Genomic DNA, 13,068 nt, shown 5'->3' with positions numbered 1-13,068 from the left:
GGCCGCATTAAGTTTATCCATAGCCTCTTTCTCTGCGGTGCCTGGTGCTGGCTTGAACGCCGCTCCAAGACGCGCGTTAGTTGTAAGTTGCGTAACAAGAGTTTTATTAAATGTGGCAGATGCTTTTGCGGCGGTGGTTGTATTGTTTAATAATTTTTCGGTGTTCGTCAATGCTGCCTTCAAACCATTTAATTGTGCGGATGTTACCCAATATGTGTCTTTAGCTGTTGAAGCACCTTTGTTGTCGCTGGCTACAACTTCTTTGCCGTCTTTCATTAATAGAGCCTCGGTACTCACGTAACTATTGTATAGATCGATTTTCGCGTTCTTCTCGATTTCTACGTCTTTAACTTCTTTCGGTGCTTGATTTACTAACAATGCAAGCGCCTCTACTTCTTCGGCTTCTACTTCGTCGCCAGCATCTTCTACTACTTTTATCGCCGCTTTCAATGCATCGATATATGCTTTTTCAAAGTATACCGCCTCACCAAATGCGGTTGTGATCTCGGCATCAGATAGACCATAAATAATTTTGTCATTGTCATCCTTATCCTCATCCGTGTCAGCTGCTGCAAGAGCGGCTAGCGTGAGAACATCGAATCCACCTGGTAGCTCGCTGACTAACGCATCTCTATTGTCGACAGGGTCAGCACCGCCAGCTACTTTGTCAGCTCCATAAATAATTACTTTTGCCGCATCAATCCACTCCGCAGCTTTTTCTGTACCAACATCCTCAGTTTTAGTAGGAACAAATGCCGCCACCACTTCAGTGAAATCTACTTGGCTTTCAAAGTATTTAGTCGTTAATGTTCCTACAAGTGTTTTAGCTGCATCTGTTTTCGTAGTATCAGCGAATGCAATTGTGAGGGTTTCTTCATCTTCTGCTGAAAGCTCGAGATCCCCTATTGCTGCTGCACCAGCCGCTTTAAGAGCCTTACCTTCTTCAGTAGCTATATCAGCCTCGAGGCCGGCTTTGATTGTATTGAGCGCTGTTATTGTGTGAATATATGCATCAACAATACCTTCGTCGAAGCTTGCGGCATCGTTTATTAATTCCTGCGCATCTATGATAGCGTCTTTTAGGTTTTTGAACATTGTTGGAGTTACCCAATACATACCATCTTCATATACTTTATCTTCAGTCGCCACACCATATTCGTCACATTCATAAATGCCATCAAGTGATAGTTTAACTTTACCTCCCAATATAATTTCTGTCGTTAAATCTACTGCATTATCAGAATTAAAGGTTACAGTAATCGCATCTGCAGTTGCGAAAACTTCACCAGCGGCATCTTTGAATTTGAAGTATTCAGTACTGAGTGCCGTGGTTCCAAGTGCGGTCTGAGCCAATCCATAATTCGTTGTGAAGGCAGCTTTAACGTCAGCATGTGCTTTCTTACCAGCATCATAGGCCGCTTTCGCAGTAGTAAGTTTAGTTTGAATATCGTTTAAGTAGTTAGCATTTAGTTCAATTAGCTTATCTAGGTCAACGAGACTCTTGTTCTTAGCATCTTCGGCTGCTTTAATAGCTAACATATAGTCGTTTACAACTCGTGAATTTACGTAATGAGCCGGAGTATCTGCATATGGCTCGCCCGATACAGAGTTGATAAGGCCAAACTTGTCATTACTTACATACACACCTGCAGGGAAGTAGGTGATTGTCTTATCAGCGTTTTCAATTTTATAAACGCTACCTTCATTTCCGTCGATCCATCCAGCTTCTTCACGGTGATCTGTCTTAAGAGCGTCAGTCGCAAGAGTGTATAGAGATTCAACAGCGGTGGTGAACGCTTCAAGGTCATCTTTTACACTCGTAATATCTTCTGGTTTTTCATACGCCTTCTCGAAAGCCGCCTTAGCTATAGCGAGGGTCTCGTTCGCCATTTCAAAGTAATCTTCACCGGTCGCCGCCGCTGATACCATCTTCGCTAGAACATCTTCGTTGAAACTTAATTCCGCATATGTTGTTGAAGCATCAAGAGCTCCGGTTACATCAGCACCGACTTGAGCTCCAGCGCCTGTGCCATCAATAGCTTTAGCTGCAATCTTACTTTCTTTAACAACGTTCTCAGCGGTCACAATTGCTGCATTATATGCCGAAAGCGTTGCTTCATCAACCCAATTAGTCGGAGCTGTAGTAGCAGGCTCCCACTTGCCAAGAGTCCCGTCCACATTAGCAGGGGTGTATTTCACAAATGTATAGCCACCATCTTTTGATATCGCAAGATCTGCTGAATCTGGCTTGATATAAACTGTTCCATTAAGTGGATCCACGAGGATTAGCTCTCTAATTGAGCCAGCTGCGACAGTTCCTGGAGTAGTTTCCATATTGCCATCTATAGCAGTAACTAGATCAGCTCTTTTGGCATATGACATAACTTCCTTCTTAGCATCTTCGAAAACTCCCACCGCTGTTTCAATTTTATCGGCTATTGCTTCGATTTCGCCATTTAAGTATTTAGCAACTAAGTCGTTATATAGATTGCTCGCATTTTTAATTTCTGTAGAGTGAACGTCTACTATGCCCGCAGCTGGAACAATAGTAGTATTGTTAACCAACAACGCTACTGGGTCGATTGCCGCAAACAATGCATCAAGATCCGCTGGAGTTACGTAATGAGTAGCCGTAGCCGCCATAAGCTTCTCGTTTTGAATGGAGCTATACGCAGCATCAGCTTCAGTGGCCGCATCATTAAGTGCGAATCCTTCTGGAGCTACAGTGAATACTTCACGAGTGATAGTGAATACTCCATCATCGGATAATACAGTCTCATTAGCCTCAGGTATAGATCTTTGCGTTGCAAGAACCGGAGTAGTGCCAGAATCAGCAAGCGTAAATGTAGGAAGAGTAACATGTGGCTTAACCATAGCCAAAGCATCAGTAATTTTCTTAACCTCTTCTGCGAAGTCGTCCTTGAGACCCTCTTTAGCGGCTGCGTCGTATGCCTCAATTGCTGCCTCTACCTCCGCGATCTTTGCTTCAACTAAAGCTGTTGATGTTGTAGATGTAGGAGCCTTAACTAGGTCAGCGAGGAATGTGTGCGCATTGTTTAAGGTATATGCAAGATCATTGCGCTCCTCGGCAGTTACCCATAATTGATCCTTCGTAGCATCGAGGCCGTCTTTTGTTGAAATATTGTAGAATGTATCAACAGTTTTAGCTGTTACAGTAGTAGTAGCTTTGTCAACCTTGAGTTTACCAATTGGAGTAGGAGTGCCAGCATTGATAGTAGCATCGATGGCCGCTTTTGTGACAAATTCAGTAGTAGATGGAGTCTCTGATTTTGTGAATTTACCATCTGTCCAAGTACCATAGTTAAAGTAAGCAAGATACCTGCCAAGCGTATCCATAGCTTCTTGCCTTTCAACAGAAGCACCAACTTTTGCTATGTCGGCGATTTCCTCACCAAATGCTGCCATCTTCTCGGCTACAAGAGTGATCTTGGTATCCGCACCATAATCATTTTTAGCCGCCGCTGAAACTCCCGCACTGATTTCTGCACGGTATGCTTTATATTCGGCTTCAGTATCAACCTTATCTGTTCCGCCAGTTTCTGTAATATCTTTACCATCATAAAGTTTCATCTCCGCGATTAACTTTTTCAATACACTAGCTTTAGCGTTCGCCTCAGCTGGTGTGATATATGTGGCATCGATTTCAAGGAATTCAGCAGAAGCGCCATGTTTAAGAATTTTTCCAATGGCGAATGAGTTATTGGTCACAGCTGGAGAGATAAAGTATTGATCATCATTACCAAAACCGATCAAAGTAATGTCAGGATCTCCCGTAGCCTTTATAACTTTAGTAGCCGCACTTTTTGCAACTGGAGCAGTAGTAGTAGAATCGGCGGCAACGGCGGCATACATATACACTTGAGGAGTCGATTCGAAAGTGAGAGCACCCTCTAAGTTAGAAGTAGGATCAAGTCCGAGCATCGCTATAGCAATTTGCTTGTCGAGTTCGAATGTAGCGGCATTGATAAGTTCTGCCTCACCGTCTTCGGCATCAAGATAGGTATCATACGCATCGGATAGGTTCTTCAACGCTGTTTCTAAATCTTCGATGGTAGTATAGTTGGTAGCTGTTCCGGTACCCATATTTGTATCGTAAGCGGTTTCGTCTGGTAATTTGGTTATCTTTCTTGTTCCTGCAATGTCGTTTGTCTCTTCTGTCACTAAAGTAGAATCAGTTACCTTGTCGGCGAAACCTTTAAACTCAGTAGAAGTTCCGACCTCGGCACTAAAATCAAATTCAATTACGGTGTTATCTACGGCATTTGTGACCATGGTATCAGGGTAGAAGTTCTTTACAGCGGCAACGGCTGCATCTAGCTTATTTTCTAAGTCTGTGTAGATAGCATCAGCAACCCAGTATTTTCCATCTGTAACATCGAGTCCATCTTTACTAATAGCAATTTTCACGGCATGCTTCGCTTCTGTTGTTGTTGTAGCTTCGCCAAAGTCAACTGGCTTCTGCTCATCTCCCGCTGCCACTGGCGCATCAAGAATTAGTGGTGCAAACTCAGAATAATCCATATGGGCATCAACGTAGTGAATCTCTTGCTTTAGCTTATCGATAGCTGTTTTGTAATCATCTCCAGTTCCAGCTTCTAAATCGATTTTAGCAACATCTTTATTAACATCTGTAATAATCTTAGCTATTTCTTCAAGATGCTCAATCAATCCGTGAGAACTGTCTTGTGCTATCTTATCTGTTAGTAACATATTTTCGAGAGCAACGAATGCTTCATCATTCTCTGGAATATAAGATTGATCTTTAGCGAATTCTAATCCTTCTGTGAGAGAAGTGTGAAGAGCAGTGAGCCTCAATGACTTGCCAAATTCATCATCTATTACAGGAACATCTTCTGAATCAGCAAGCTCTACATAACCAATTGAAGTACCAGCATCAGCCTTTGTCATAAGAGAGCCGATAGTATCAGCCGCAACATTGAGCGGAGTAACAGCTATAGCACCAGAAGCAAGTAAAGTAAAAGCCATTTGTTTTCGATATTTTTTCATTAACGACATTTATTCATCTCCTTTTTTGAAAGAAGCGGCGCACGTGGCCGCTATATAAAGTGCAGAGAAAACACAACACTCTGCTAGAAATTGGATATACGAGATCCAAAAGTAAACATAATAAGAGCCCTAAATAAAATGAGAGAGGGCGTTAAGTATTCATCAATCACAATGGTCGCATTAGCTATTATCATGACCTGAGTGATGATTGTGTATTGCCATTATTTGGAATTATCAAGATATAAGGTGCCATAACAGCTTAAAGTATTACTTTAACCGAGGAATTTTCGTCACCGGAAACGCCCGTCGTTGCTACATAATTAGCTTAAAGTATTACTTTAACTGCGGCAAAATCGGCTATGATTTGTACAGTAAAATTATCGGATGTACCAGCTATTGCGATTATCAAAATGTAAGTCGCCATAACAGCTTAAAGTATTACTTTAACCGAGAAATTTTCGTCACCGGAAACGCCCGTCGTTGCTACATAATTAGCTTCAAGTATTACTTTAACTGCGGCAAAATCGGCTGTAATTTGTACAGTAAAATTATCGGATGTACCAGCCACGGCGATGATCAAGATGTAAATCACCATAACAGCTTAAAGTATTACTTTAACCGAGAGATTTTCGTCACCGGAAACGCCTGTGGTTGCTACATAATTTGCTTAAAGTATTACTTTAACTGCGGCAAAATGGGCTGTAATTCGTACAGTAAAATTATCGGATATGCCAGCCACGGCGATGATCAAGATGTAAAACGCCATAACAGCTTAAAGTATTACTTTAACCGAGAGATTTTCGTCGCCGGAAACGCTTGTGGTTGCTACATAATTAGCTTAAAGTATTACTTTAACTGCGACAAAATGGGCTGTAACATCATTGTGATTGAAAATCATTTTTGTATAAGTATCGACTGATTCGTTATCATTATTTTATGCCATCAAATCGGCTTCACCAGCTATTGCTATCGCATCGACCTCACCAGCTGTTGCCACCGAGTCGGCTACCCCAGCTATTGTCATCGCATCGACCTCACCAGCTGTTGCCACCGAGTCGGCCATCCTAGCTATTGCTATCGCACCGACCACCCCGGCTATTGTAATCAAATCGGCTTCACCAGCTATTGTCATCGCATCGACTCCGCTAGCTATTACCACCGAGTCGGCTACCCCGGCTATTAGCATCGCATCGACCTCATCAGCTGTTGCCATCGAATCGGCTCCGCTAGCTATTGTCATCGCATCGACCTCACCAGCTGTTGTCATCGAGTTGGCTTCGCGAGCTACTGCCATCGAGTCGACTGTCTAGTTATTGCCATTATTTGGAATTATCAAGATGTAAGTCACCATAACAGCTTAAAGTATTACTTTAACCGAGAAATTTTCGTCGCCGGAAACGCTTGTTGTTGCTACACAATTTGCTTAAAGTATTACTTTAACTGCGGCAAAATCGGCTGTAATTTGTACAGTAAAATTATCGGATGTACCAGCTATTGCGATGATCAAGATGTAAGTCGCCATAACAGCTTAAAGTATTACTTTAACCGAGAAATTTTCGTCGCCGGAAACGCCCGTCGTTGCTACATAATTAGCTTCAAGTATTACTTTAACTGCGGCAAAATCGGCTGTAATTCGTATAGTAAAATTATCGGATGTGCCAGCCACGGCGATGATCAAGATGTAAAACGCCATAACAGCTTAAAGTATTACTTTAACCGAGAAATTTTCATCACCGGAAACGCTTGTCGTTGCTACATAATTAGCTTCAAGTATTACTTTAACTGCGGCAAAATCGGCTACCCCGGCTATTACCATCGAATCGGCTACCCCGGCTATGAGCATCGCATCGGCTTCGCGAGCTATTGCTATCGCATCGACCTCACCAGCTGTTGCCATCAAATCGGCTTCGCCAGCTGTTGTCATCGCATCGACCTCATCAGCTGTTGCCATCGCATCGACTCCGCTAGCTATTACCACCGAATCGGCTTTGCGAGCTACTGCCATCGAGTCGACTGCCTAGTTATTGCCATTATTTGGAATTATCAAGATGTAAGGTGCCATAACAGCTTAAAGTATTACTTTAACCGAGAAATTTTCGTCACCGGAAACGCTTGTGGTTGCTACATAATTAGCTTAAAGTATTACTTTAACTGCGACAAAATCGGCTGTAATTCGTACAGTAAAATTATCGGATGTACCAGCTATTGCGATGATCAAGATGTAAATCACCATAACAGCTTAAAGTATTACTTTAACCGAGAAATTTTCGTCACCGGAAACGCTTGTGGTTGCTACATAATTAGCTTAAAGTATTACTTTAACTGCGGCAAAATGGGCTGTAATTCGTACAGTAAAATTATCGGATGTACCAGCTATTGCGATGATCAAGATGTAAATCACCATAACAGCTTAAAGTATTACTTTAACCGAGAGATTTTCGTCACCGGAAACGCTTGTCGTTGCTACATAATTAGCTTAAAGTATTACTTTAACTGCGGCAAAATCGGCTGTAATTCGTATAGTAAAATTATCGGATGTACCAGCTATTGCGATTATCAAGATGTAAATCACCATAACAGCTTAAAGTATTACTTTAACCGAGAGATTTTCGTCACCGGAAACGCCCGTCGTTGCTACATAATTAGCTTCAAGTATTACTTTAACTGCGACAAAATCGACTTCACCAGCTATTGCTATCGCACCGACCTCATCAGCTGTTGCCACCGAGTCGGCTTCGCCAGCTGTTGCTATCGCATCGACCTCATCAGCTGTTGCCACCGAGTCGGCTACCCCAGCTATTGTCATCGCATCGACCTCACCAGCTGTTGCCACCGAGTCGGCTTCACCAGCTATTGCTATCGCATCGACTCCGCTAGCTGTTGCCATCGCATCGACCTCACCAGCTGTTGCCACCGAGTCGACTACCCCAGCTGTTGTCATCGCATCGACCTCATCAGCTGTTGCCATCAAACCGGCTTCGCCAGCTGTTGCTATCGCACCGACCACCTCAGCTATTACCATCGAATCGGCTCCGCTAGCTATTGTCATCGCATCGACCTCATCAGCTGTTGCCACCGAGTCGGCTTCGCCAGCTATTGCTATCGCATCGACTTCGCCAGCTGTTGCCATCGAGTCGGCCATCCTAGCTATTGCCACCGAGTCGGCTACCCCAGCTGTTGCTATCGCATCGACCTCACCAGCTGTTGTCACCGAGTCGGCTACCCCAGCTATTGCTATCGCACCGACCTCACCAGCTGTTGCCACCGAGTCGGCTACCCCGGCTATTGTAATCAAATCGACCTCACCAGCTGTTGCCATCGAGTTGGCTTCGCGAGCTACTGCCATCGAGTCGACTGTCTAGTTATTGCCATTATTTGGAATTATCAAGATGTAAGGTGCCATAACAGCTTAAAGTATTACTTTAACCGAGAGATTTTCGTCACCGGAAACGCTTGTGGTTGCTACATAATTAGCTTAAAGTATTACTTTAACTGCGGCAAAATGGGCTGTGATTTGTACAGTAAAATTATCGGATGTACCAGCTATTGCGATGATCAAGAGGTAAAACACCATAACAGCTTAAAGTATTACTTTAACCGAGAAATTTTCATCACCGGAAACGCCCGTCGTTGCTACATAATTAGCTTCAAGTATTACTTTAACTGCGGCAAAATCGGCTGTGATTTGTACAGTAAAATTATCGGATGTACCAGCCACGGCGATGATCAAGAGGTAAAACACCATAACAGCTTAAAGTATTACTTTAACCGAGAAATTTTCATCACCGGAAACGCCCGTCGTTGCTACATAATTAGCTTCAAGTATTACTTTAACTGCGGCAAAATCGGCTGTTGCCACCGAGTCGGCTTCGCCAGCTGTTGTCATCGCACCGACCTCACCAGCTGTTACCACCGAGTCGGCTACCCCAGCTATTGTAATCGAATCGGCTCCGCTAGCTATTGCTATCGCATCGACCTCACTAGCTGTTGTCATCGCATCGACCTCACCAGCTGTTGCCACCGAGTCGGCTACCCCAGCTATTGCCATCGCATCGACCTCACTAGCTGTTGTCATCGCACCGACCTCACCAGCTGTTGCCATCAAATCGGCTTCGCCAGCTGTTGTCATCGCATCGACCTCACTAGCTGTTGCCATCGAGTTGGCTTCGCCAGCTATTGCCATCGAGTCGACTGTCTAGTTATTGCCATTATTTGGAATTATCAAGATGTAAGGTGCCATAACAGCTTAAAGTATTACTTTAACCGAGAAATTTTCATCACCGGAAACGCTTGTCGTTGCTACATAATTAGCTTAAAGTATTACTTTAAGTGCGGCAAAATGGACTGTAATTCGTACAGTAAAATTATCGGATGTACCAGCTATTGCGATTATCAAGATGTAAATCACCATAACAGCTTAAAGTATTACTTTAACCGAGAAATTTTCGTCACCGGAAACGCTTGTCGTTGCTACATAATTAGCTTCAAGTATTACTTTAACTGCGGCAAAATCGGCTGTAATTCGTACAGTAAAATTATCGGATGTACCAGCCACGGCGATGATCAAGATGTAAAACGCCATAACAGCTTAAAGTATTACTTTAACCGAGAAATTTTCGTCGCCGGAAACGCTTGTGGTTGCTACATAATTAGCTTCAAGTATTACTTTAACTGCGGCAAAATCGGCTGTAATTCGTACAGTAAAATTATCGGATGTACCAGCCACGGCGATGATCAAGATGTAAGTCGCCATAATAGCTTAAAGTATTACTTTAACCGAGAGATTTTCGTCACCGGAAACGCCCGTCGTTGCTACATAATTAGCTTAAAGTATTACTTTAACTGCGGCAAAATCGGCTGTAATTTGTACAGTAAAATTATCGGATGTACCAGCCACGGCGATGATCAAGATGTAAGTCACCATAATAGCTTAAAGTATTACTTTAACCGAGAGATTTTCGTCGCCGGAAACGCCCGTCGTTGCTACATAATTAGCTTAAAGTATTACTTTAACTGCGACATAATCGGCTTCACCAGCTATTGCTATCGCATCGACCTCATCAGCTGTTGCCATCGAGTCGGCCCTCCTAGCTATTGCCACCGAGTCGGCTACCCCGGCTATTGCTATCGCATCGGCTTCGCCAGCTGTTGCCACCGAGTCGGCTACCCCAGCTATTGCCATCGCATCGACCTCATCAGCTGTTGCCATCAAATCGGCTTCACCAGCTATTGCTATCGCATCGACCTCATCAGCTGTTGCTATCGCATCGACCTCACCAGCTGTTGCCACCGAGTCGGCTACCCCAGCTATTGTAATCGCACCGACCTCATCAGCTGTTGCCACCGAGTCGGCTTCGCGAGCTACTACCATCGCATCGACCTCACCAGCTGTTGCCACCGAGTCGGCTACCCCAGCTATTGTCATCGCATCGACCTCACCAGCTGTTGCCATCAAATCGGCTTCGCCAGCTGTTGTCATCGCACCGACCACCCCGGCTATTGCAATCAAATCGGCTTCGCCAGCTGTTGTCATCGCACCGACCACCCCGGCTATTGTAATCGAATCGGCTCCGCTAGCTATTGCCATCGCATCGACCTCATCAGCTGTTGCCATCGAGTCGGCCATCCTAGCTGTTGCCATCGAGTCGGCTTCGCCAGCTACTGTAGTTACTTCGGTTGTACTATTTAATACGGATTTAATGGTATTTTTTGCTAATTTTTGAGCTTCTTATGAACGCTTGAAGAATGACATAATTCTAGATCCTATAGATCTTGTCGGCGTACTGTCACCACTTGCGACACCGCCACCGCCACCGCCGCCAGTGGCAGGGGGTATTTCTATATACTCACCAGGAGTTATGATCGCTTCAAATGTTTCGTCGAAGATTACTGTGTAGAACTCATTGTTGGTAGTGTCATCGGCACCAGAGGCATCATCTTTAACTACTTCTACTAATTCATCCTCGATTGCTGGAGTAGAGATAGTCGCCACACCAGGATTTGCGCCGTCATAAGGGATTCTTAATGCTATATTAAATACGAATGCACCGTCTTCAGACTCATCTTCGGCTTCTGGATCCTCAGGGTCTGGCTTATTAACTTGTGGCTCATATGCTGCTGTTGCATCAGAAGTGGCATCTGTGAATATATTCGCGGCTGCTAATCCGTCAGCTTCGGCATCAAATCCTTCGGATACAATATATACTGTAACATCTTCATTATTAATTAACGCTTTCACTTGTCTCTCGATTTCTTTAGCGGCGAGAAGAGCATTAGCTTGATTTCTAGTTGCCTCAGTTGCATCTGCATTGTCTAGTAAGTTGCCATCGATCGTGAATTCTCTTGAAGAGTGAATGCGAGATGCGGCTTCGAGCACTGCTGACTTCTCGATTACTGTCCACTTATATGGAGCGGCTGCCACTATAAACTCACCTTCGATCACTACTGGTTCAATACCCGTAACAGCAGTAGTGCCATCAGTTTTTACTAATGTAATCGTAACAGAAACTTCATTTTCACCAACTTCACCATCAGGCTCTTCTGCAGTACCTGGAGCTGATGCTACGAAATCAGTGATTGTAGCTGCAACCGTAAATTTAGCCGTAATAGGAGTTGCTGTACCAGATTCATCAACAGTAATATTCATGTCTATGCCCGCAGCGGTGATTACTTCGTTAAGTTTAGTTTCGATATGAGCTTTTGCTCCATCAGTATCCATAGCGTCGGTGGTGCCGGTTTTAAGTGCTGGAACCACGATCAACTCGTCGCTTTCAAGTACCGCGGTTATGGCCGCTACAGCTTGCTCTAACGGAGTACCTGCGTACTTAGATTTTTCTTTTACTTTGCCAATATCAACACCTTCATTAGTTTTGGGATGATTATCGTCTCTTCCTGAGAATAATTCGAATTCGCCATTTAAAACACCCAATGCGCTAGTAGGTGCCGCAGCTGGATCATCGGCGGTGGTTCCGTCTAATGAACCTGCTGTTAACTTAGCCGCATCTGTGGCGGTGTCCTCAAGGTCGCTTATCGCATCTGTCGCAATTTCGATCGCGTCTTCTATTGCAGAGATAGAATCAGTGTCTGAATACAACGTGCCCATCGCCAATTCGTAGATATCGCCGTCTTCACTTTCGTCAGTCATACTGCCTACTTCTACGACTGTTTCCACATAGGCTTTGATTGCCTCGATTCGTGCAGTTAACACTTCTTTTGCTGTGTTCAGAGTATCCATTGTTCCAAGGCCTCCGATTAGTGTATCACCAGTGACGTCCGTTCCATCTGGGTTTTTGTTAGCTACAACGTTGGCAAACTGCTCGATCGCTAACTCTAATTTTCCGATTGCTTCAGTCAACTTGGCCGCAGATCCTTCTGCTGTATGCGGATTCGCCTTCAATACATCGCTCGCCGCCTTGTGCGCGTCAATGATAAATTCTTTCGGTGCCATCGATTCGTTCTCGCCATCAACTGTGAACCCATCCACGTCTTCTTCTGTTACCCAAGCTAGGCCGTCCGCGACATCGTTCCCTTGTACATCGCTTTGCGCGTACTTTGTATATTCGAATGCCTGCGCTATTAACATCGTAAGTTCGTTTTTCGCTTTTACCGCATCGGCTGTTTCGAGATCTGAGTCCAGCTTACCAGGTTTTAAAAGTTTGGTTGCAGTTGTGACGCTATTTTTGAGAGACGTGATCGTTTGCCCAATACTAGCGAGCGTGGTTTTGCCTGTACCAACAGCTCCGGTGATAGGGTCTTTGTCAGTTGTGGTGTTGAAGATAGCAGTAGTCGCTAGCTTGATCTGGTTGTTGAGTGCAGTGATTTGCGCCGCCGGAAGCCAATTGGAATCATCTGGAACATCCGCCCCGGTCGCTGATGTGAAAATAGGGGTACGTCGGTCGGAACCGTAGAGAATGGCTTCGATATCTTTGATAAGCGATTCCAATTCTTCGATTTTGGTGAGCATTTCATCGTTTTTACCCATTCCGTTTTTCGCCGCCGCTGAAGTTAGGATGGCTGTTGATTTGTCGAACGCGCTATACG

The 13,068-nt window shown here is 44.3% G+C and carries 10 protein-coding genes and 2 pseudogenes; all 12 read right to left on the bottom strand.

The window, feature by feature from the left end; genetic code table 11:
- Positions 1-5,037 (bottom strand): annotated as a pseudogene (locus EPU_RS12410) (hypothetical protein); the annotation flags it as partial.
- A gap of 421 nt (positions 5,038-5,458) precedes the next feature.
- Positions 5,459-5,623 (bottom strand): hypothetical protein, encoded by a 165-nt coding sequence (locus EPU_RS13750; RefSeq protein ID WP_156778445.1) that lies wholly within the window; start codon positions 5,621-5,623, stop codon positions 5,459-5,461.
- Positions 5,624-5,962: 339 nt separating this feature from the next.
- Positions 5,963-6,322 (bottom strand): hypothetical protein, encoded by a 360-nt coding sequence (locus tag EPU_RS14210; RefSeq protein WP_010169295.1) that lies wholly within the window; start codon positions 6,320-6,322, stop codon positions 5,963-5,965.
- A 234-nt stretch (positions 6,323-6,556) separates the two neighbouring features.
- A complete protein-coding gene (locus tag EPU_RS13745) occupies positions 6,557-6,721 on the bottom strand; it encodes a hypothetical protein (RefSeq protein ID WP_156778444.1) in 165 nt (54 codons plus the stop codon).
- A 6-nt stretch (positions 6,722-6,727) separates the two neighbouring features.
- A complete protein-coding gene (locus EPU_RS10725) occupies positions 6,728-7,033 on the bottom strand; it encodes a hypothetical protein (RefSeq protein WP_010169291.1) in 306 nt (101 codons plus the stop codon).
- A gap of 576 nt (positions 7,034-7,609) precedes the next feature.
- Positions 7,610-8,374, bottom strand: a complete 765-nt coding sequence (locus EPU_RS14205) for a hypothetical protein (protein ID WP_010169290.1) — start codon at positions 8,372-8,374, stop codon at positions 7,610-7,612.
- 234 nt (positions 8,375-8,608) lie between these two features.
- On the bottom strand, positions 8,609-8,758 hold the full coding sequence (locus tag EPU_RS14015; protein ID WP_010165975.1) for a hypothetical protein: 150 nt from the start codon (positions 8,756-8,758) through the stop codon (positions 8,609-8,611).
- Positions 8,759-8,779: 21 nt separating this feature from the next.
- Positions 8,780-9,211 (bottom strand): hypothetical protein, encoded by a 432-nt coding sequence (locus EPU_RS10710; RefSeq protein ID WP_010169288.1) that lies wholly within the window; start codon positions 9,209-9,211, stop codon positions 8,780-8,782.
- A gap of 234 nt (positions 9,212-9,445) precedes the next feature.
- Positions 9,446-9,610, bottom strand: a complete 165-nt coding sequence (locus EPU_RS13730) for a hypothetical protein (protein ID WP_156778443.1) — start codon at positions 9,608-9,610, stop codon at positions 9,446-9,448.
- A 6-nt stretch (positions 9,611-9,616) separates the two neighbouring features.
- Positions 9,617-9,781: a hypothetical protein gene (locus tag EPU_RS13725; RefSeq protein WP_156778442.1), complete on the bottom strand. Its 165-nt coding sequence runs from the start codon at positions 9,779-9,781 to the stop codon at positions 9,617-9,619.
- A gap of 243 nt (positions 9,782-10,024) precedes the next feature.
- A complete protein-coding gene (locus tag EPU_RS10695) occupies positions 10,025-10,669 on the bottom strand; it encodes a hypothetical protein (protein WP_242650856.1) in 645 nt (214 codons plus the stop codon).
- 87 nt (positions 10,670-10,756) lie between these two features.
- Positions 10,757-13,068: pseudogene (locus EPU_RS14010) on the bottom strand (hypothetical protein); the annotation flags it as partial.

Origin of the sequence: Candidatus Epulonipiscium viviparus (genome assembly GCF_000171335.1) — a bacterium.
GTDB classification, from domain to species: domain Bacteria; phylum Bacillota; class Clostridia; order Lachnospirales; family Cellulosilyticaceae; genus Epulonipiscioides; species Epulonipiscioides viviparus.
The sequence above is the reverse complement of the archived record's forward strand: the minus strand, read 5'-3'. Positions and strand labels throughout refer to the sequence as shown.